This window comes from Acidovorax sp. (genome assembly GCF_016783915.1).
In the GTDB taxonomy this organism is placed as follows: domain Bacteria; phylum Pseudomonadota; class Gammaproteobacteria; order Burkholderiales; family Burkholderiaceae_C; genus Acidovorax.
Window position 1 is genome coordinate 1 of sequence record NZ_JADHVT010000081.1, and the last position, 19,568, is coordinate 19,568.

Annotated in this window: 18 protein-coding genes and 1 pseudogene; 8 read left to right on the forward strand and 11 right to left on the reverse strand. The window is 62.9% G+C overall.

Translation table 11 applies throughout. From position 1 onward, the window contains the following. The 3 genes from ISS20_RS14955 to ISS20_RS14965 all read right to left on the reverse strand — a co-directional run. Positions 1–1,380, reverse strand: a 1,380-nt coding sequence (locus ISS20_RS14955) for an Ig-like domain-containing protein (protein ID WP_291437837.1), incomplete at its 3' end; no start/stop codon positions are given. 41 nt (positions 1,381–1,421) lie between these two features. Continuing rightward, the gene (locus ISS20_RS14960; protein WP_366828275.1) at positions 1,422–2,642 is read right to left on the reverse strand and encodes a DUF4347 domain-containing protein; all 1,221 of its coding nucleotides are present in this window, start codon (positions 2,640–2,642) and stop codon (positions 1,422–1,424) included. A gap of 198 nt (positions 2,643–2,840) precedes the next feature. Continuing rightward, positions 2,841–4,001: a branched-chain amino acid ABC transporter substrate-binding protein gene (locus tag ISS20_RS14965; protein WP_291437839.1), complete on the reverse strand. Its 1,161-nt coding sequence runs from the start codon at positions 3,999–4,001 to the stop codon at positions 2,841–2,843. A 256-nt stretch (positions 4,002–4,257) separates the two neighbouring features. Between ISS20_RS14965 and ISS20_RS14970 the strand changes: the two genes are divergently transcribed. The 4 genes from ISS20_RS14970 to ISS20_RS14985 all read left to right on the forward strand — a co-directional run bounded on the left by ISS20_RS14970 (position 4,258) and on the right by ISS20_RS14985 (position 8,503). Beyond that, positions 4,258–4,884 (forward strand): ANTAR domain-containing protein, encoded by a 627-nt coding sequence (locus ISS20_RS14970; RefSeq protein ID WP_056058325.1) that lies wholly within the window; start codon positions 4,258–4,260, stop codon positions 4,882–4,884. Between the two features lie 518 nt (positions 4,885–5,402). Further along, positions 5,403–6,647: a CmpA/NrtA family ABC transporter substrate-binding protein gene (locus ISS20_RS14975; protein ID WP_056743994.1), complete on the forward strand. Its 1,245-nt coding sequence runs from the start codon at positions 5,403–5,405 to the stop codon at positions 6,645–6,647. A gap of 63 nt (positions 6,648–6,710) precedes the next feature. Continuing rightward, positions 6,711–7,673, forward strand: coding sequence for a nitrate ABC transporter permease (gene ntrB / locus ISS20_RS14980; protein ID WP_291437840.1), 963 nt, complete (start codon positions 6,711–6,713; stop codon positions 7,671–7,673). Further along, positions 7,670–8,503: an ABC transporter ATP-binding protein gene (locus ISS20_RS14985; protein ID WP_291437841.1), complete on the forward strand. Its 834-nt coding sequence runs from the start codon at positions 7,670–7,672 to the stop codon at positions 8,501–8,503. The genes ntrB and ISS20_RS14985 overlap by 4 nt, the downstream gene beginning before the upstream one ends. Before the next feature lie 228 nt (positions 8,504–8,731). Here the strand turns inward: ISS20_RS14985 and ISS20_RS14990 are convergent, their stop codons facing one another. Further along, positions 8,732–9,169 (reverse strand): CBS domain-containing protein, encoded by a 438-nt coding sequence (locus tag ISS20_RS14990; protein ID WP_291437842.1) that lies wholly within the window; start codon positions 9,167–9,169, stop codon positions 8,732–8,734. A gap of 537 nt (positions 9,170–9,706) precedes the next feature. Here ISS20_RS14990 and ISS20_RS14995 point away from each other — a divergent pair. Further along, complete coding sequence (locus ISS20_RS14995) at positions 9,707–9,997, forward strand: DUF4148 domain-containing protein (protein WP_056058312.1); 291 nt, start codon at positions 9,707–9,709, stop codon at positions 9,995–9,997. 84 nt (positions 9,998–10,081) lie between these two features. Then, entirely contained in the window at positions 10,082–10,375 is a 294-nt protein-coding gene (locus ISS20_RS15000) for a DUF4148 domain-containing protein (RefSeq protein WP_291437843.1), read from the forward strand. Positions 10,376–10,534: 159 nt separating this feature from the next. Here ISS20_RS15000 and ISS20_RS15005 read toward each other — a convergent pair whose 3' ends face one another. From ISS20_RS15005 to ISS20_RS15020, 4 genes are read right to left on the reverse strand one after another with little or no spacing between them, the layout of a single operon-like run. Then, on the reverse strand, positions 10,535–11,554 hold the full coding sequence (locus ISS20_RS15005; RefSeq protein WP_291437844.1) for a TRAP transporter substrate-binding protein: 1,020 nt from the start codon (positions 11,552–11,554) through the stop codon (positions 10,535–10,537). 41 nt (positions 11,555–11,595) lie between these two features. Beyond that, complete coding sequence (locus ISS20_RS15010) at positions 11,596–12,888, reverse strand: TRAP transporter large permease subunit (RefSeq protein WP_291437850.1); 1,293 nt, start codon at positions 12,886–12,888, stop codon at positions 11,596–11,598. Between the two features lie 12 nt (positions 12,889–12,900). Beyond that, entirely contained in the window at positions 12,901–13,425 is a 525-nt protein-coding gene (locus ISS20_RS15015) for a TRAP transporter small permease subunit (protein WP_291437845.1), read from the reverse strand. Beyond that, positions 13,422–13,907: a gluconokinase gene (locus ISS20_RS15020; RefSeq protein WP_291437851.1), complete on the reverse strand. Its 486-nt coding sequence runs from the start codon at positions 13,905–13,907 to the stop codon at positions 13,422–13,424. Before ISS20_RS15020 ends, ISS20_RS15015 begins: the two co-directional genes overlap by 4 nt. 204 nt (positions 13,908–14,111) lie before the next feature. On the opposite strand from ISS20_RS15020, the gene ISS20_RS15025 reads away from it, so the two are divergent. Further along, positions 14,112–15,137 carry a LacI family DNA-binding transcriptional regulator gene (locus tag ISS20_RS15025; RefSeq protein WP_291437846.1) on the forward strand — a complete coding sequence of 342 codons (1,026 nt, stop codon included), beginning with the start codon at positions 14,112–14,114 and terminating at the stop codon, positions 15,135–15,137. Between the two features lie 127 nt (positions 15,138–15,264). Here the strand turns inward: ISS20_RS15025 and ISS20_RS15030 are convergent, their stop codons facing one another. Then, positions 15,265–15,630, reverse strand: coding sequence for a hypothetical protein (locus tag ISS20_RS15030; protein ID WP_291437847.1), 366 nt, complete (start codon positions 15,628–15,630; stop codon positions 15,265–15,267). Between the two features lie 213 nt (positions 15,631–15,843). Then, positions 15,844–17,490: a methyl-accepting chemotaxis protein gene (locus ISS20_RS15035; protein WP_291437848.1), complete on the reverse strand. Its 1,647-nt coding sequence runs from the start codon at positions 17,488–17,490 to the stop codon at positions 15,844–15,846. Positions 17,491–17,978: 488 nt separating this feature from the next. Between ISS20_RS15035 and ISS20_RS15040 the strand changes: the two genes are divergently transcribed. Next, positions 17,979–19,193: an MFS transporter gene (locus ISS20_RS15040; protein ID WP_291437849.1), complete on the forward strand. Its 1,215-nt coding sequence runs from the start codon at positions 17,979–17,981 to the stop codon at positions 19,191–19,193. 106 nt (positions 19,194–19,299) lie between these two features. On the opposite strand, the pseudogene ISS20_RS15045 reads toward ISS20_RS15040, so the two are convergent. After that, a pseudogene (locus ISS20_RS15045) lies at positions 19,300–19,568 on the reverse strand (bifunctional protein-serine/threonine kinase/phosphatase); the annotation flags it as partial.

Genomic DNA, 19,568 nt, shown 5'->3' on the forward strand with positions numbered 1-19,568 from the left:
GCTTGCGCTGGGAGTGAGCGTAGCCGTCCAGGTGATGCCACCATCGCCGGTGGTCAGGTTGGACAGCGCGGCATTGGGCGCATTCAGGTCGGCGGTGGTGAAGCCAGTGATCGCTTCGGTGAAGGTGAAGGTGACCGTGGCCGTATCGCCGATACGCAAGGCCGTGTCGCTGATCGTGATGGCCGAGGCCAAGGTGGGCCGCACCGTGTCCACTGCGTAGTTGCCGCTGGTGGCGGTGCTGGTGCCGGCGTTGCCGGCGGCATCGGTGATGCCTGTGTAGTCCAGCGTGATCACGTTGCTCGCCGCAGTGGTGCTGGCGCTGGGCGTCAGCGTGGCCGTCCAGGTGATGCCGCCGTCGCTGCTGCTCAGGCTGGAGAGCGAGGCATTCGGGGCGTTCAGGTCGGCGATGGTGAAACCAGTCACCGCCTCGGTGAAGGTGAAGGTGGCGGTCGCCGTATCGCCGATGCGCAAGGCCGTGTCGCTGATGGTGATGGCCGAGGCCAAGGTGGGCCGCACTGTGTCCACTGCGTAGTTGCCGCTGGTGGCGGTGCTGAGGCCGGTATTTCCTGAAAGGTCGGTGATGCCGGTGTAGTCCAGCGTGATGACGTTGCTGGAGTCCATGGTGCTGGCACTGGGAGTCAGCGTGGCCGTCCAGGTGATGCCGCCGTCGCTGGTGCTCAGGCTGGACAGCACCGCGTTCGGTGCGCTCAGGTCGGCGATGGTGAAGCCAGTGATCGCCTCGGTGAAGGTGAAGGTGACGGTCGCCGTATCGCCGATGCGCAAGGCCGTGTCGCTGATGGTGATGCTGGACGCCAGCGTGGGCCGCACCGTGTCGATCGCATAGTTGCCTGAGTCCGTGGTGCCGCTGCCGGCATTGCCAGCGGCATCGGTCACGCCGGTGTTGTCCAGCGTGATCACGTTGCTCGCGGCGGTGACGCCGTTGCTGGGGGTGAACGTGGCCGTCCAGGTGGTGCCGCCGTTGCTGGAGCTGACGCTGCCCAGGGTGCCGTTGGCGATGGTCAGGTCGGCGTTGGTGAAGCCGGTTACCGCCTCGCTGAACGTGAAGGTGGCGGTGGCGGTTTCGCCGACGCGCAGCGCGGTGTCGTTCAGCGAGATCGTGGCCGTGGGCCGCTGCGTGTCGATGGTGAAGTTGTTGGAGTTGGTGGACCCGATGCCGGCGTTCGACGTGGCCACGCTGGTCACGCCGGTCATGTCCACGCTGATCACGTTGGTCGTGTCGGTGATACCCGCTGTAGGGGTGTAGGTGGCCGTCCAGGTGACGCCGCCGTCGCTGGAGCTGACGCTGCCGAGTGTGCCGTTCGGGACGGTCAGGTCGGCGTTGTTGAACCCGGTCACCGCCTCGCTGAACGTGAAGGTCACCGCGGAGGTCTCGCCGACCCTCAGCGCCGTGTCAGCCACGATCACGATGACGGTGGGGTCACGAAAGCCGGGGAGATGTTGATGTCGTCGATCTCCGCCGTCGAGGTGGCGCTGAACACCAGGCGAATCTCGTCCACGTTGTCGAACGCTGAGCCGAAGCTGAGTTGGCCGTAGCTGCCGACGCCGATCGTCGTTGCCCCCAAGGTGTAGATGATGTTGCCAGCGCTGTCGCTCGTGGTCAGGTTCACCGTCTCGCCGCTGACCACCTGCACGTTGTCGCGCCAACCCTGCACCATGACGGACATGCTGCCCCCGTCGGCCGATGCCAGGCTGAACGAATTCAGGTCGAAGTTCGTGCCGTCTGCAGCGCGGAATGCAAAGCTCCCGGTGTTGGCGACCCCGCTGACCCCCACGTTCCATAGGAACGACAGGTCGCCATTGTTGTCGGCCAGTTGCGCTGGCCCGAAGTCAGCGGCATTGATGATGGCGAAGTCCAGGGGCGTGCTACCAATGCCGGAGAAGATCCAGTCCCCCACGATCTGGCTCGTGGTACTGATCCAAACGTTCTGCGACTCGTCGTCGAAGTTCTCGTCACTGATCGCCAGCAGCCCGGGATATGCATCCAGGGCGACGCTACGAAACCCGATATCTGGGGCACGCGGGCCGCTACGGACATCGAGATCCCAAGAGCCACCTCGTTCATTGGCCCCGACCAGATGGCTAGATGCTGACACATGACATCCAGCAAGTTTGGCCCATAGCTCCACGTATTTGGCACCAACCTCGCCCTGCCCGGTGCTGCAGCCATAGAGGAGCATGCTCGCATTCGGTGCCAGCGCACCACCCAACTGCTGCAATTCGGCATGGCGGACGTCGAGTTGATCGAGCGTCAATGAACACACTCCAAGATCCAGCATTCCCGGACGACCATGGGTGACGATATGCAGAGCTTCCAGCGTGCCAGCTCGGCCGTCCAAGTGCTCGACCATCTGCCTCAAGCCATCACCAGCGGGGTCAAGCAACACCCACTCGACGCCACACCTCAGAGAGTGCACCAACAGATCGCTAGCGTCTACATTCCCACCGATAAACACTACCTCTGCAGCGCAGGCCACGCCCGCACTATCAGACACTTCATGGTGAGGACGAGAGTCGGACACAGGCTGTGGCAAGCCAGCCGTCTGGAGGACAGGAGGAACAGTGACTTGGATAGAGGACATAGGCTTCCTTTGGCACCCCACTTCGCGGCCCGCGCAAACCATACGGGAAGCTCGATAGTGGAACGCACTGAACGACGTTTCGAGAATTTCAAAACAGTCTAGCCCAAGACCTTCGCCAACATACAGCCAGCATACAAGTGGCAGAGAGAGTGTCCTATGTGAGTGCCACAGTGCAGTCACCTACCACTGGTTAGGCGGTGAGCCGCCGTACATATGGCTCACGCACCACCAAGAGCCAACCTACCAGCGGTCTGACCGCATGCGCAGTTCCCAGTTGCCGCTGCGCAGCTCGTACACACCCACGGCACCGTAGCGTTGTTCACCCTTGTCGTCCCAGGTCATGGTGCCGATCACCGGGGCGTAGCCGTTGATGCTGTGCAGGGCCTTGGTGATGTCCTTGGGGTCGGCGGACTTGGCTTTCTGGATGGCTGCCGAGAGCACGTAGGTGCTGTCGTAGCTGTAGTGGCCGCCGTAGGCCGGGGGCTTTTTGTACGCAGCGATGTACTTTTCGAGAAAGGGCTTGCCGGTAGTGAACTCCTTGGCCTCCAGCACGGGCGAGGTGGCGTACACGCCCTGCACAATGCCTGCGCCCTTGGTCATGTCGGTGGTCTTGATGGTGTCGCCACCCAGCAGGCTGACCTTGGTGTGGTCCACCTTCTTGAGCGCTTCGAGCAGCGCCAGGGCCTGAAAGTCGTTCAGGGTCGAAACAATCACCTCCACATTGGCGGCCTTGAGTTCACCCGCCAGCTCGTCGAAGGCCACGGTCTTGTCGTCGAACGACTTGCGCACCACCACTTCTTTTTTCTCGGCCTTGAGCTGCTGGGCAGCGCCGTCGGCCAGGCCCTTGCCGTAGGGCGTGCCGTCGTCCAGCGCGGCATAGCGGGTGGCGCCCAGCTGTGTGGCCGCAAACGATCCGATGGCGCGCGCCTGCAGGGTGTCGTTGGCCACCATGCGGAACGTGGTGGGGAACCCGAGCTGCGTGAACCTGGGGTTGGTGGAGATGGCGATCTGTGGGATGTCCTTGGCGGCGTAGATCGGGGCAGTCTCAATACTCACACCGGAGTTGAGGTGGCCCACCACGGCCACCACGCCCGCATCCACCAGCTGCTGTGCAACCGCCTTGCCGGTGGTGGCATCGGCCTTGTCGTCCACGGACACGACCTCCAGCGTCACGCGCTTGCCGTCCACGGTGTAGCCGGACTTGTTGAGTTCATCTACCGCGAGCTTCACGCCATTGAGCAGATCCTGCCCCAGGGCGCCCAGCGGGCCGCTCAAGGGCTGTGCAACACCAATTTTGATGGTGTCCGGCACCTTGCCGCATCCGGTCAGGAGTGCTGCAGTCGCCACTGCGGTCAAGGCCAGGCTGGCCGAGAAGCGGCGCCGGTTCATGTGCTTGTTCATGCAAAAAACTCCATTTCAGTGTGTCTGTGTGTGCAGATGTATATGCGACGCCCCGCAGGGTGAGCTACCGGGTATGCCCTTCCACAGTGTCAGTATTAGCAACTTTCAGGCCCCGCAAGGGGGGCCAGGGCCCCCAGGCGTGGCGGGCCTGGGGCAGGGTTCCCCTTGAGTGAAGTCCCATCGCAGCGGCCTTCCGCGGCCGTGCACCACCTCGGCGCACCAATTTGTGGCGTAAAAATTGCTTATGCTCACCGCTATGAATGAGGCTTTGCGCATCGTGGTGGTTGCCCCGGACCTGGCAGTCGCCGACCCTGACGACGAACACGCCGTCGAGCAGGCGGAACGGTCGCGGGCGCTGCGCATCGGGCTGCTGGAGAACAACTTCAACCTGGTGGCCACGCTGCCCGCCGACGTGTTTCTGAGCGAGCGCATTGCCCAGCTGCAGCCCGACCTGATCATCGTGGACGCCGAGAGCGAAGCCCGCGACGCGCTGGAGCATGTGGTGATGGCCACACGCGACGAACGCCGCCCCATCGTGATGTTCACCAACGATGAAGACACCTCGCACGTGAAGGACGCGGTGGCGGCCGGTGTGTCTGCCTACATCGTGGCGGGCTTAGCACCGCAGCGCATCCGCCCCATTCTGGACGTGGCCATGGCCCGCTTCCAGCACGAACAGGCCTTGCGCGCCGAGCTGGCCGACGCCAAGACCGAGCTCAAAGACCGCAAGACCATCGACCGCGCCAAGGGCCTGTTGATGCAGCGCCAGGGCCTGACCGAACAGGCCGCCTACGAAAAGCTGCGCAAGACCGCCATGGACAAGGGCCTGAAGCTCGTGGACGTGGCTCAGCGCATGCTGGACGTGATGGATCTGCTGGGGTAAAACCAGAGAACAACCCCCTGAGCGGCTGCGCCGCTTCCCCCTTCTCTCGAATGATTGCGTCATTCGGGAAGGGGGACGATGCCCTCGCTGCGGTGCGGCCCTTGCTTGGCATCCCTCGCCTGGGCCGCGCCCAATTCCAAGGCCCCTCCCAAATGGTGCGCCGCACAAAGGCAGTGCGACCACACTGATCACAACAAGAACATCCCTGCTGCAAGCCCCGCAGGCGTGTAGCGCTTATTGATCAAGCGCAGACAGCTATCTATTCCATAGCAACCAACGCTCCAACATGGCGCAGCGCACGCTGGCACGCGCTTTGCATTGCACAGTGCAAGACCAATGCAGGTCTGACCACTGACAGCACTGACCCAACGGCGGGCCGGTGCTGGCAAGGAGCCCCGGACCCGTTCCAGGCTTCACCCAGGACAAAGGCGTCCCCACCCGCTCCCGGCGTTGCTTTGATGCAGCCAGGCGCGGTGTGAGGACGCCTTTTTTGTTTTTCACGCCACCAGGGATGCCCCATGACCGATCTGTTGAAAACCAGCCTCAACCGCCGCACCGTGCTGCAGGCCGCCACCGTGGGCGCTGTGGGTGTTAGCCCCGCGCTGCGCGCACTCGTCCACGCAGCGGGCTCCGACGCCCCCGAGAAGAAGGAAGTCAAGATTGGCTTCATCCCGCTGACCGACTGCGCCAGCGTGGTCATGGCGTCGGTGCTGGGCTTTGACAAGAAATACGGCGTGACCATCGTCCCCAACAAGGAAGCCAGCTGGGCCGGCGTGCGTGACAAGCTGGTGAACGGTGAACTGGACTTTGCCCATGTGCTCTACGGCCTGGTCTATGGCGTGCACCTGGGCACCGCCGGCCCCAAGAAGGACATGGCCGTGCTGATGAACCTGAACAACAACGGCCAGGCCATCACGCTCTCCAAAGCCCTGGCCGACAAGGGCGCGGTGGATGGCCCGTCCCTGGCCAAGCTCATGGCCAGCGAGAAGCGTGAATACACATTTGCGGGCACCTTCCCCACTGGCACCCACGCGATGTGGATGCACTACTGGCTGGCAGCGGCGGGCATCAACCCGCTGTCGGGTGCCAAGCTCATCACCGTGCCCCCGCCGCAGATGGTGGCCAACATGCGCGTGGGCAACATGGACGGCTTTTGTGTGGGCGAGCCCTGGAACCACCGCGCCATCATGGATGGCATCGGCATCACGGCCAACACCACGCAGGACATCTGGAAGGACCACCCTGAAAAGGTGCTGGGCACCACGGCCGAATTCGTCAAGAAGTACCCGAACACCACGCGCGCCGTGATGATGGCCGTGCTCGAAGCCAGCCAGTGGATCGACGCCAGCCTGTCCAACAAGATGAAGATGGCCGAAACCGTGGCCGGCAAGGCGTATGTGAACACGGGCGTGGATGCCATCAACCAGCGCATTCTGGGCCGCTACCAGAATGGTCTGGGCAAGACCTGGGACGACCCCAACCACATGAAGTTCTTCAACGACGGCGCGGTGAACTTCCCCTACCTGTCGGACGGCATGTGGTTCCTGACCCAGCACAAGCGCTGGGGCTTGCTGAAGAGCCACCCCGACTACCTGGCCGTGGCCAAGGAGGTCAACCAGGTGGACCTCTACAAGTCGGTGGCGAGCGCCATGAAGATCAGCGTGCCCAAGGACGTACTGCGCACCAGCAAGTTCATCGACGGCGTGGTGTGGGATGGCAAAGACCCCGCCAAGTACGCCGACGGCTTCAAGATCAAGGCCTGACGGCAACCCTGCCCCAGCGCCCGCCCGGCCACCCCGCAAGCAAGCCCTGCACAGGAGAAAACCATGGTCAGTGCCGTCTTTCACTCCCCGTTGGATGCAGCCCCCGTGGCCGCACAGAATGCTATGAATACTGTAGCTGCAAGCGCATCATCCACTAGCGCAAGAAGCCAAAAGGCTGCGACATCTGCCCCCAAGGCGCCTGCAACGCCCTTAAGCGTGGCCACTGGCCGCGACTGGTCCGCCCTCTCGCGCAGCTTCTGGCTGGCCGTGCTGCCGCCGCTGTGTGGCCTGGGGCTGCTCATCGGCCTGTGGGCGGTGGTCTCCACCACCACGGGCGGCAGCATCCCCAGCCCCAAGGACACCTGGCTGCAGGCGCTCGAGGTGTTCAGCAACCCCTTCTACCGCAACGGCCCCAACGACCAGGGAGTGGGCTGGAACGTGCTGATGAGCCTGCAGCGCGTGGCCATCGGCTTCGGCATGGCGGCGCTGGTGGGCATCCCCGCGGGGTTTGTGATCGGACGCTTCAACTTCCTGTCGCGCATGTTCAATCCGCTCATCAGCCTGCTGCGCCCCGTGTCGCCGCTGGCGTGGCTGCCGATCGGTCTGCTGGTCTTCAAGGGCGCCAACCCGGCGGCCATCTGGACCATCTTCATCTGCTCCATCTGGCCCATGATCATCAACACCGCCGTGGGTGTGCAGCGCGTACCGCAGGACTACATGAACGTGGCCCGCGTGCTCAACCTGAGCGAATGGAAGATCGCCACCAAGATCCTGTTCCCCGCCGTGCTGCCCTACATGCTGACCGGCGTGCGCCTGGCCGTGGGCACCGCGTGGCTGGTGATCGTGGCGGCAGAGATGCTGACCGGCGGCGTGGGCATCGGCTTCTGGGTGTGGGACGAGTGGAACAACCTCAACGTCAAGAACATCATCATCGCGATCTTCGTGATCGGCATCGTCGGGCTGCTGCTGGAGTTTGCACTCATCAAGCTGGCCACCGCATTTACGTTTGAAGAGGTGAAAGCATGAACACGACAGCTCCATCCACCCACCCTTCCATGAGCACCAAGTTCATCGAGATCCACGGCGTCGAGCAGACCTTCAAGACGGCCAAGGGCCTGTTCCCGGCGCTTCGCGACATCCACCTGACGATTGCCAAGGGCGAGTTCGTGGCGCTCATCGGCCACTCGGGCTGTGGCAAGTCCACGCTGCTCAACCTGATCGCAGGCCTGACCACGCCCACCAACGGTGCGCTGCTGTGCGCCAACAAGGAGATCAAGGGCCCCGGACCAGAGCGTGCGGTGGTGTTCCAGAACCATTCGCTGCTGCCCTGGCTCACCTGCTTTGACAACATCTACCTGGCGGTGGAGCGCGTGTTTGGTGGCAAGGAAACCAAGGCCCAGCTCAAGGCACGCACCGACGCCGCGCTGGCCCTGGTGGGCCTCACGCCCGCCGGGCAAAAACGGCCCGGCGAAATATCTGGCGGCATGAAGCAGCGCGTAGGGATTGCGCGTGCTTTGAGCATGGAACCTCAGGTGCTACTGATGGACGAGCCGTTTGGCGCATTGGACGCGTTGACCCGCGCCAAGCTGCAGGACGAGTTGCTGGAGATCGTGGCGCGCACCCAGAGCACCGTGGTCATGGTGACCCACGACGTGGACGAGGCCGTGCTGCTGTCCGACAAGATCGTGATGATGACCAATGGCCCTGCTGCCACGATTGGCGAGGTGCTGACCGTGGACTTGCCCCGCCCCCGCAAGCGCGTGGAGCTGGCCGAGGACCCGCAGTATGTGCACTACCGCAAGGCAGTGATCGACTTCCTCTACACGCGCCAGGGCCACGTCGAAAAAGCCGCTTGAGCCGCCGGGTCGGCGGCGACCCGGCGGCCCGAAAGAAAAGGCTCTGACCAGGTGGGTCAGAGCCTTTTTTCGTTGTGCCCCCATGACAGGTCCGTCGCACGCGCGCAACTCCAGACCAGTGCACCCGCGCACGGGCAGCCCTGCAGCGCTGGGTGCGTCCCCCTTCCCGAGAATGACGCAGCCATTCAAGAGAAGGGGGGAAGGCGCGCAGCGCCTCAGGGGTTGCTCCTAGTGACTACCGGTGATGTAGTTCTCCAGCTGCTCAATGATGAATTTCTGCTCGGAAATGATGTCCTTGACCAGATCACCGATGGAAATCATGCCCACCAGCTTGCCACCGTCCACCACGGGCAGGTGGCGCAGGCGGTTGTTGCTCATGAGCTGCATGCACTGCTCGCTGGTCTGATCAGGGCGCACAAACATCACGGCCGAGGTCATCACATCCTTGACCTGGGTGACGGCTGAAGTGCGCCCCATGAGGGCGATTTTGCGGGCGTAGTCCCGCTCGGTGAAGATGCCGACAATGGACGCGCCCTCGGTCACGATGAGCGCGCCAATGCCCTTGTCGGCCATGAGCTGGAGGGCATCCAGCACAGAAGCGGCGGGGCTGATGGTTTGGACGGTAGCGTCGGGTTTGGACTGAAGAATCTTGGCGACTGCGGTCATGGAAACCTCCCTCGTGAAAACGGAAACGGGCACAAAGAGATTTCAGCCCATAAGCCCCGCGCGCGCAACCCACGCAAGCCCCATATGCAGCGCTTTTTGATCATCCTGTTGCACGGCGAATGCAACGGATGTTTCTGCGCCGTTGCATACCGCCTCGCGCGAAACAAACTGAAAAGAAGCGAAACCGCGGCGAGACGACGCCCCCGGCCTGGCCCGGCACGATCGAGCCCATGTTCACCGCACCGACCACGCAACCATCTCCAGCATCTGGCGCCTGCCAGCGTCCAGCGGTTTCCCAGACCAACCGCCAGGGTTCCGAAGGCGGGCAGATACGGCAGACGGCCCGGAAGATTGTTTCCAATACTGGAACAGTTAGTTCGCGACTCAGTGGTTTTTCTCTGAACAGCACCGGCGTACAGTTCATCCCATCGATGAGCCGAACCCGCAAGGCGACTCACCGAACCCGGTGCGAAGCGAGTCGTTTTTGATCTTCACCCGGTTTTTTGAGACGCTTTTTTAACTTCAAGGATTTCCATCATGAACAACACCGCACGTTTCCTCTCTATCGCTGCTGTTGCCGCTTTCGCTTCTTTTGGTGCCCAGGCCGACGAAGCCGACGCTTCGCAGTTCGCCACCCAATTCGAAACCAGCCGCACCCGCGCCGAAGTGATCGCCGAAGCCGCCACCGCTGTACAAATGCGCAGCCAAGAGCCCGCTGGTTCCCGTGTGGTGACATACAAGTCCACGGCCGACCGTGCCGCTGTGCGTGCCGAAGCTGCCGCACAAGCCATGCGCACTGGCCGCGTGGGCCCTGCTGAAGGCGGTTGATTCATTTTTTTGAATCCACAGTTTCATCCACCGCGTATTCCAGATACCTCGTCCCCATTTTTTGAATTTCACAGGAGTTTCATCATGAACAAGACTGCCCGTTTCCTCTCTATCGCTGCTGTTGCTGCTTTTGCTTCTTTTGGTGCCCAGGCTGACGAAGCCGATGCTTCGCAATTTGCCACCAAGTTCGAAACCAACCGCACCCGCGCTGAAGTGCAAGCCGAAGCCGCTACCGTGGCCCAGACCCGCTCGATCGAACCCGCTGGTTCGCGTGTGGTGACCTACAAGTCCACGGCTGACCGCGCTGCCGTGCGTGCCCAGGCTGCTGAAGCCCTGCGCACCGGCCAGATCTCGTCCGGCGAAATCGGCTCCATGTAATTCGCTGGGCCTGCACCGCGGTGCAGGCAGATGATTGCAAATGCCAAAAGGCCGAGGCCCCTGCAGGGGCCTCGGCCTTTTTGATGGCGCTTCGCTAAAAACAGAAGCTCGAAGCCCACCGACAGCTTAACGGCTGCCGCCGAGGGGCTCCACCAAGATTTACTTGCCTGCGCGCGCCTGAGCCACCGCGGCCTGCACGTCCTTCCACAACGCTTCGCCCACGTTGGCGGCAATGCTGGCGTTCACGGCACTGAGCTTTTCGCGCATGCGGTTGGCTTCAGCTGCAGGCAAATCATTGACCTGCATGCCCTTGCCCTTGAGGTCGGCCAGCGCCTTGTCGGCCTCGGCACGGGTGTCCTGGCGCTCGAAGTCGCGGCTCTTCTTGGCGGCGTCAAGCAGCACCTTCTGCTCGGCCTTCGACAGGCCATCCCAGTACTTCTTGCTGACCAGCACGATCCAGGGGCTGTAGACGTGATTGGTCACGGTGAGGTACTTTTGCACCTCATAGAACTTGCTCGACAGGATGGTGTTGTAGGGGTTCTCCTGGCCGTCCACCGTCTTGGTTTCCAGCGCGGTGAAGAGCTCGGAGAACGGCAGCGGCACCGCGTTGGCGCCCAGGGTCTTGAAGCTGTCGAGGAACACGTTGTTCTGCATCACGCGCAGCTTGATGCCGTCCATGTCTTCCAACTTGTTGACCGGGCGCTTGCTGTTGGTGAGGTTGCGAAAGCCGTTCTCCCAATACACCAGGCCCACCAGGCCTTTTTCCTGCAGCTTGTCCATCACCTTCTGGCCCACGGGGCCGTCCAGCACCACATCGGCTTCCTTGGCGTTGTTGAACAGGAACGGCGTGTCCCAGATGGCCATTTCCTTGGTGATGCCCACCAGGGTGGCAGTGGAGCCCACCATCATCTCCTGCGCGCCGCCAATCAGGGCCTGCTGCATTTGCACATCCGAGCCCAGTGCGGCGGCACCGATGGCGCGAATCTTCATCTTGCCGCCCGAGGCCTTTTCCACTTCCTGCGCAAACAGCTTGGTGGCCCGGCCCTGGTTGGAGTCCTCGTTCAGGCCGTAGCCAAAACGGATGATGCGCGGCTTGAAGTCTTGCGCAGCCACCTGGAACGAGCAGGTGATGGCAGCCACCGACAGGGCAGCGAGCAGGGTACGGCGGAAAGGTTTCATGGTTGTCTCCATTGCAGGGGGGAAGGAAAGCGAAGGGGTCGTCAACGCAACCAGACGACAGGCGCAGTCACGATCTGGGGAAAAACCACCAGCAGCGCCAGGATCAGCACGTAGGTAAAGAGAAACGGGTTCACGCCCTTGATGACACTGTGCATCGAAATGCGCCCCACGCCAGCCACCACATTAAGCACGGTGCCCACCGGGGGGGTGATGAGGCCAATGGCGCCGTTGAGCACGAACATCAGGCCGAAATACACCGGGTCGATGCCCGCCTTCACGGCGATAGGCAGCATCACGGGCGCAAAGATCAGGATGGTGGGCGTCAGGTCCAGCGCCGTGCCGATCAGCACCAGAACGATCATCATCACGGCCATCAAGAGGCGCGGGTTCTCCACCAGCGGGCCCAGCCAGCTCGTCAGCACATTGGGCAGGTCGGCCAGCGTGATCATGTAGCTGGCCACCTGGGCACCCGCACACAAAAACATCACGATGGAGGTCGTCTTGGCCGCCCGCACCAGCACGCCGTAGATGTCGGCGAGCTTCATCTCGCGGTGGATGAAAAGTGCCACCACCAGCGCATAGAACGCGGCCACCACGGCGGCCTCCGTTGGCGTGAACACGCCGGTCTTCATGCCGCCGATAATGATGAGAGGCATCAGCATGGCCCAAAAGGCGCGCACCGTGGCGCGCAGGCGGTCCTGGATGGGCAGCGGCTCGCCTTTTGGCAGGTCGATGCCGCGCAGCACCCAGCGCCAGGCAAAGATGAGACCCGCGCCCATCATCAGCCCCGGCACGATGCCCGACACAAACAGCGCCGAGATCGACGTGTTGGTCGTCACGCCGTAGATCACAAAAGGCATGGATGGCGGAATGATGGGCGCAATGATCCCGCCCGAAGCAATCAGCCCGGCGGACGTGTTCATCGGGTAGCCCTGCTGGCGCATCATGGGCAGCAGGATGGTGGCCAGCGCCGCCGTGTCGGCCAGGGCCGAGCCACTCATGCTGGCCATCAGCACCGCAGCGCCAATGGCCACGTAGCCCAGCCCGCCCCGGATGTGCCCCACCCAGGCCTGGGCCATGTCGATGATGCGGCGACTGATACCGCCGGAGTTCATCAGCTCACCCGCCAGGATGAAGAACGGCACGGCCAGGAGCGGAAAGCTGTCCACCCCGGCCACCAGGTTCTGTGCGAGCAACTGCGCGTCCCAGAAGTCGAGCACCCAGGCCATCCCGGCGCCCGTGAGCACCAAGGCCAGGCCCATGTTCATGCCCGTGGCCATGAGCACCAGCATGCCCAATGAGAAAACAAGAAAAGCCTGTGCTTCGGGTCCCATCGCCATCATCACTTACTCCACCTCGGCGCCATGACCAAGGTCCAATGGCTTGCGTTGAAACAACTCGATGGTCGCCATCACACCGATGGCGACCGCGCACAAAAAGGCGGGCAGGGGCAGCAGGGCCGCAGGGTAGGCCATGACCACCGAATGGCTACCCATGCCCACCACCACCTGCTGCCAGGCGCCCCAGGCCAGCATCGCGCTGGCAGTGATCACCAGCAGACGGATCACGGCGGTCAGCAGACCAAACGCCACCCGGCGTTTGGCCAACAGACCCGCCAAGCTGGTGAACGCCATGTGCTCGCCAGCGGGGTACGCTGCGGCGGCACCAATGAACACCATCCACACAAACAAAAGACGCGACAGTTCTTCGCTGGCTGCCACGCCACTGCCAAACCCGTAGCGCAGCACCACATTGATGAACACGGCCACAGCCATCACGCCCAGGCATCCCGCCATCAATACCTGGGAGGTTTTGGCGAAACGGCTCAACGGCTCGGGGGTCACACCATCGTGGTGGGTGGGGGTGGTCATGCAACCTCCTTCGTGGCAATCCAAGCCGAAGCCTGCTGCTGCAAGGTAGACAAGTCGAGCAACGCGTCGAGTCGCAAGACACCCGCCTCGCCCACAGGCGATTCGAGCGTTGCAAACTGGCTGTCGACCAGCGCGCTCGAAAAGAAATGGGTGCCGGCGCGGGCAGCCACGCGCTGCCCGGCGTTCGAGCGGTCAATCTCCAGAAAAACAAACCGCAGCCCGGGGCAGGCTCCGCGCAACCTGTCGCGGTAGGTTCGCTTGAGTGCTGAGCAGGTCAGGACCACGCCCTGCGGCTGGGCCTGCAGCAGTTGGCCCAGCGTGATCAGCCAGCCTTCCCGATCCGCATCGGTCAACGCAATGCCCTGGCGCATCTTTTCGCGGCTGGAGGGGCTGTGGTGATCGTCCCCTTCAATCAGGGGCAGGCCTTCGGCCTGGGCCAGCGCAGCACCCAGGCTGGACTTGCCGCAGCCAGCCACACCCATCACCACCAGATAAACCATCGACGGCAAAACACTCATATTGGTAGCGCTATCCAAACGATCCATAAAAAAGGCATCCCGTCCGGATGCCGCAAAAACTGTGGCAACTTCTACAACTTCATCCAAAATGACTGACATTGCCTTGCCCAGTCGATTGGACAGCGCTATCCTAACCAGATCAATTCCCAGCACCACGAGGGTTAACCCTTGAACAAACCCGAGACAAAACGCCGCTCCAGCGGCCGCATCACGCTGAGCGACGTGGCTAAAGCCGCAGAAGTCAGCCCCATCACCGCGTCCCGCGCCCTGCGCGGCGAGCGCGGCGTGGCGCAAGAACTGGTGCAGCGCGTAAAAGCCGCCGCCGAGCAACTGGGCTACGTACCCGACCCCGCAGCGCGCGCCCTGGCATCGCAACGCAGCGTGCAGGTGCCCGTGCTGGTGCCCTTGCTGTCGAACGCGCTGTTTGTGGATGTGCTCGAATCCGTGCACCGCACCCTCTTCCCGCACGGATACCAGGCGCTGATTGGCGTCACCCATTACGACCCGCTGGAAGAAGAACAACTGCTGCGCACCTACCTGGCGCACCGCCCCGCAGGCCTGCTGCTGACCGGCTTTGACCGCACCGAGGCGTCGCGCCATCTGATTGCCACCAGCGGGGTGCCCTGCGTGCACCTGATGGAAATGACGCCCGCACCCGGTGTGTTCTGCGTGGGCTTTTCGCAGCAAGACGCGGGACACGGCATGACGGCCCACCTGCTGGCCCGCGGCTACAAGAACATCGCCTTTGTGGCGGCCCAGCTCGACCCGCGCACCATGCAGCGCGCCGAGGGCTATCGCCGCTGCCTGCGCGAGGCCGGTCTGTACGACCCGCGGCTGGAGCTGCTCAGCCCCCAACCTTCGTCCATCCGCCTGGGCGCCGAGCTGCTCGAAGAAGTGCTGCGTACCCGCCCCGCCGTAGACGCCGTGTTCTTTTGCAACGACGACTTGGCACAAGGGGGCCTGCTGGCCGCCCAGCGCCTGGGCTTGGCCGTGCCGGGCCGGGTGGCGATTGCAGGGTTCAACGACCTGGCAGGCAGCGACCAGATGCTGCCGCCGCTGACCACCGTGCGCACCCCGCGCTCTGCCATTGGCGAGGCCAGTGCGCAGATGCTGCTGGCGCTGATGCGCGGCGAGGTGCCGCAGAAAAACTCGGTGAACCTGGGGTTTGAGCTGACGGTACGCGAAAGCACCTGAGCCACACACGGCGGGCAAGGCACACCACGTGACACGGTAGCAAGCATTGGCGCTGCGATCGTTTTTGGCTTTTTTAGGCCCTAGCGCTTGATGGATAAGCGCTGACAGCTATCATTTTTGCAATGCTTTAAAGCGCTACCGGTGCTTCGCTGTACGACGGATAGGCGTCCGTGCACACGCCCATCCGGCGCATGATCCACTCGCCCCGCGCGTCTTTCAGCATCGCGCTCCAGGTCGAAAAACTGGACACACGGCGAATGAACTTCTCCCAGTCGTCGTCCGATGTTTTCTCCAAAAACACAACCTGCTCAGGAACAAACGCGCTGGCACGCAGCAGCGCACCGAAATCCGCGAACATGGTGTGCCTGGCAACAAAACCGGGTGTGAGCAGTTCGTCCACCGGAATGAAGACAGCCCGGCTGGCGGGCCTTAACGGAGCAACGCGAGGCAACCGGTGGTTCAGGGGCAATACGTTCGCTTGGGCGCGTGGCATGGGGACTCCTCCCTGTCTTTTGGTCACTGGCGGTTGCAAATACAACACTGCGCACATCGTGACCGCAAGAACGCACGGCATCTGTGCGCTGTCGCACCGACCCAAACCGTTGCCCCAACCGTCGAAAACTATCAAAACAATAGCTGCTAGCGCTTACCCCATAAGCGCTAGCAGCCAAAAACACCAAAAATCCGGTACAAAACCCCGGTCACGTCAGGCGTGCTCCAACGCCCTTTCCGACGACGCCTTCATCTCCTTGCGCAACTGCACCGCGTCCCGCGCCTGGCTGGGTGCAGATGCGTCGATGCGGAACACCTGCACGGTCTCCGTCACGGACTGTGCCTGCCCATTGAGCTGCATGGCAGACGCCGCGTTTTCTTCTACCAACGCAGCGTTCTGCTGGGTGATGGTGTCCAGCTGCGCCACGGCAGCGTTGACCTGCGAGATGCCGCTGAGCTGCTCGTTCGATGCACTGTGGATCTCCCCGATCAGCGTGTTCACGCGGCGCACCAGCTCCAGCGATTCGGTCATGGTTTTCTGGGCGGCGTCGGTCTTTTGATGGCCCTCGCTCACCTTGGTGGCCGAGTCGTCGATGAGCTGGCGGATCTCCTTGGCGGCCGACAGGGTGCGGTGTGACAGACTGCGCACTTCAGACGCCACCACGGCAAAACCTCGGCCTTGTTCACCCGCTCGCGCGGCCTCGACCGCTGCGTTCAGCGCGAGGATGTTGGTCTGGAACGCAATGGAGTCGATCAGCTGCGTGATCTCGCTGATGCGGCCCGAGGCGGTCTGGATCTGCTTCATGGTGATGGCCACGCCGTCCACCGCCTCGCTGCTGCGCTCGGCCACTTGGGACGCCTGCGTCGCCAGCACCGTGGCCTGGCGGGCCGATTCGGCCGTCTGCTTGACGGTGCCGGTGATCTCCTCCATCGACGCCGCCGTTTGCTCCAGGTTGCTGGCCTGCGCTTCGGTGCGGGACGACAGGTCCTGGTTGCCCTGGGCGATCTCGCGGGTGGACACCTGCATGTTTTCGCTCTCCTGGCGCGCGTCGCGCACGATGGACAGCAGGTTCACATTGAGCTGGCCCAGCGCCTTTTGCAGGTGCCCTACCGTGTCGCTGCGTGATGCGGAAATGTTCTGTGTGAGGTCGCCCGCCGCCATGCGGTTGGCCCAGCGCAGCATCTGCGCAAGCGGCGCCACAGTGACCTGGTGCAGGTACACCGCCATACCCAGTGCCAGCAGCACCACGCCCAGCCATGCAGCGCCCGACCCCAGCGTCAACGTGTGGCCGCCCACCAGCGCGGCGCACCACGAGGCCACCACCAGCACCAGCGTGCACGCCATCATCTTGCCCATGGCGCCGAGGCGCAGCACGCCCGACAGCTTGCCCCACAGGTTGTTCTTGACCAGCACACCGGCGCGCAAGGTGTGCACCAGGCGACCCTCCTGTTTTTCAGCCTGCATCTGTTTGTACAGCGCGTCAGCCGCCTGGATCTGCTCTCGCGTGGCTTCGGTTCGCACCGACATGTAACCCGTGGGCTGGTCGCCCTGCATCAGCGGGGTGACGTTGGCCATCACCCAGTAAAACGTGCCGTCCTTGCGCCGGTTCTTGACCGGGGCCGACCAGGGGATGCCTTTGGCGATGGTCTCCCACATGTCGCGGTAGGCCTCCTCGGGCATGTCGGGGTGTCGCACGATGTTGTGGGGCTGGCCCAGAAGCTCTTCCTTTTCGTAGCCGCTGACCTCAATGAACATCGGGTTGCAGTACAGGATGCGGCCCTTGAGGTCCGTAGTGGACACCAGAGTCTGGCCCTTGGGAAACGCATATTCGTGCTGGCTGACCGGCAGATTGACGCGCATGGGAACCCCATTTCGTAGACGCCTTGTCGCTCCCTGACCGGGCAACACGGCAGTGGATAAGCCGAATACATCCTATGACGAAGGCAATGGATTTGAAACAGATAAATAGCACCTCCATCGCGAACTCACCAACTCAGTGCCCAACACCAACACTGTGCGTCGCACTCCGCTGCAATGCACCAAAGTGAGCATTCGGCAGACAATACGCTTCATTTTTGATAGCTGAAAGCACTTAATTTACAGGCGCTTTCTGGCAATTTCCTCAAAATCCCTCCCCCATATCGGCACTGGCATAGCCATTGCTTGCCGTAAGGCGCGGCCAACGCTGGCCGCGTGTCAGCCCGGTGCAATGGCGGATTGGGCGAACAGGACGTTGGCGTCTTCATGGAGTGCGTTGGGGCTGGTCAGCCCGCGCGGTCTGTGTGGACGCCTTTTTGTTTTCTGGCCGGGCGAAGGGGTCACACCCTCAGCCCTTTGCACTCACACCCATGCATTACTTCAGAGAGTTCCCCAAATCCGGCCACGCACCCACGCTGTGGGCGTCGTTTCTGTACTTCGGCTTTTCGTGCGCGGTGTGGGTCATCAACGGTGCGATGGCGCCGTTCATCCGCGAGAGCTTCCAGCTCTCCCCCACCCAGATGGGCATGATGCTGTCCATCCCCATTTTTGCGGGAGCGCTGATGCGGTTTCCGCTAGGCATCCTGGCGCAGTACATCGGCCGCAAGCGGGCCACCCTGGTCGAGATGGCGGGCATCTTTTTGGCCATGGGCTATGGCTACCTGTTCGTGCACACCTTCAACGACCTGCTGGCGCTGGGCATCCTGCTGGGCGTGGCGGGGGCGAGTTTTGGTGTGGCGCTGTCGCTAGGCTCGGGCTCGTTTCCGCCGCGCTACAAGGGCCTGGCCATGGGCATCGTGGGCGCAGGCAATGTGGGCACTGCGGTGGCCGCACTGTTGGCGCCGGCCCTGGCGCAGAATTTTGGCTGGCAGGCGGTGTATGGCTTTGCCGCCGTGAGCGTGGCCGTACCCGCCGTAGTGATGGCGGTGTATGCCAAGGAACCGCCCGACCTCGCGCCCCACGCCACGTTTCGCGAGCACATTGCCTGTCTCTTTGAAAAAGATGGCTGGGCGTTCAGCCTGATCTACGCCGTGACCTTTGGCGGCTTCATCGGTCTGACGGCCTTCCTGCCCAGCTACTTCTACGACCAGTTTGGCGTGAGCAAGGTGCAGGCAGGGCAACTGACCATGCTGGCCGCCTTTCTGGGTGCGGCACTGCGGGTGATGGGCGGCTGGCTGTCCGACCATTGGGGCGGCGTCAACACGCTCACGGGTGTGCTGGCCATCACCGCCGTGAGCATGGTGCTGTGCGGCCTGGCCGAAAACTCCTTGCCGGTGACGATGCTGCTGTTCCTGGTGTGTTTTGCGGCACTGGGCGCGGGCAACGGCGCGCTGTTCCAGCTGGTGCCGCTGCGCTGGCCGCTGTCCACGGCCGTCGCCGGCTCGATGATTGGCGAGATCGGCGCGCTGGGTGGCGGCCTCATCCCCAACGGCATGGGCTTTTCGCGCCAGTACACCGGCACCTACCTCTGGGGCTTTGTGGGCATTGCGGTGTGCGCCGCTGCCATGCTGGTGCTGTTGCGGGTCATGCAGATCCGCTGGACACGTACGTGGGCGGAGAAGGGCGGCCGTGCGCGCAGCGCATGACCGCACTTGCCGCAGTCAACGCATATCGTCACCCAAAAACCCAGCCAAATCACCACCATGCGCATGATCTACATGCACTGATAGCTATATCTTTTGCAGCAAAAACTCACCTCGGCAAAAACAGCAGCCAGTACACCAGCAACAGATTCACCAACACGCTCACTGCCAGCGCCATCTTCCACAGCGCCGTGGCATCGCGCTGCATCAGCGGCTGCGGGCCGGATGCGGACAAGGGGCGCGAAGCCCCCCGCTCCAGGGCCAGCAGCAGTTCCTCGGCGGTTTCAAAGCGTTGTGTGCGCTGGCGGGCCACGGCCTTCAAGGCGATCTGGTCGAGCCAGATGGGCACGCTGGGGTTGTGGCGGCTGGGGGCCAGGG

Bases quoted from the DNA above. Each gene is read 5' to 3' on its own strand.
- ISS20_RS14960 (WP_366828275.1), bottom strand. From the start codon at position 2,642: ATGGTTTGCGCGGGCCGCGAAGTGGGGTGCCAAAGGAAGCCTATGTCC.
- ISS20_RS14965 (WP_291437839.1), bottom strand. From the start codon at position 4,001: ATGAACAAGCACATGAACCGGCGCCGCTTCTCGGCCAGCCTGGCCTTG.
- ISS20_RS14970 (WP_056058325.1), top strand. From the start codon at position 4,258: ATGAATGAGGCTTTGCGCATCGTGGTGGTTGCCCCGGACCTGGCAGTC.
- ISS20_RS14975 (WP_056743994.1), top strand. From the start codon at position 5,403: ATGACCGATCTGTTGAAAACCAGCCTCAACCGCCGCACCGTGCTGCAG.
- ntrB (WP_291437840.1), top strand. From the start codon at position 6,711: ATGGTCAGTGCCGTCTTTCACTCCCCGTTGGATGCAGCCCCCGTGGCC.
- ISS20_RS14985 (WP_291437841.1), top strand. From the start codon at position 7,670: ATGAACACGACAGCTCCATCCACCCACCCTTCCATGAGCACCAAGTTC.
- ISS20_RS14990 (WP_291437842.1), bottom strand. From the start codon at position 9,169: ATGACCGCAGTCGCCAAGATTCTTCAGTCCAAACCCGACGCTACCGTC.
- ISS20_RS14995 (WP_056058312.1), top strand. From the start codon at position 9,707: ATGAACAACACCGCACGTTTCCTCTCTATCGCTGCTGTTGCCGCTTTC.
- ISS20_RS15000 (WP_291437843.1), top strand. From the start codon at position 10,082: ATGAACAAGACTGCCCGTTTCCTCTCTATCGCTGCTGTTGCTGCTTTT.
- ISS20_RS15005 (WP_291437844.1), bottom strand. From the start codon at position 11,554: ATGAAACCTTTCCGCCGTACCCTGCTCGCTGCCCTGTCGGTGGCTGCC.
- ISS20_RS15010 (WP_291437850.1), bottom strand. From the start codon at position 12,888: ATGGGACCCGAAGCACAGGCTTTTCTTGTTTTCTCATTGGGCATGCTG.
- ISS20_RS15015 (WP_291437845.1), bottom strand. From the start codon at position 13,425: ATGACCACCCCCACCCACCACGATGGTGTGACCCCCGAGCCGTTGAGC.
- ISS20_RS15020 (WP_291437851.1), bottom strand. From the start codon at position 13,907: ATGGGTGTGGCTGGCTGCGGCAAGTCCAGCCTGGGTGCTGCGCTGGCC.
- ISS20_RS15030 (WP_291437847.1), bottom strand. From the start codon at position 15,630: ATGCCACGCGCCCAAGCGAACGTATTGCCCCTGAACCACCGGTTGCCT.
- ISS20_RS15035 (WP_291437848.1), bottom strand. From the start codon at position 17,490: ATGCGCGTCAATCTGCCGGTCAGCCAGCACGAATATGCGTTTCCCAAG.
- ISS20_RS15040 (WP_291437849.1), top strand. From the start codon at position 17,979: ATGCATTACTTCAGAGAGTTCCCCAAATCCGGCCACGCACCCACGCTG.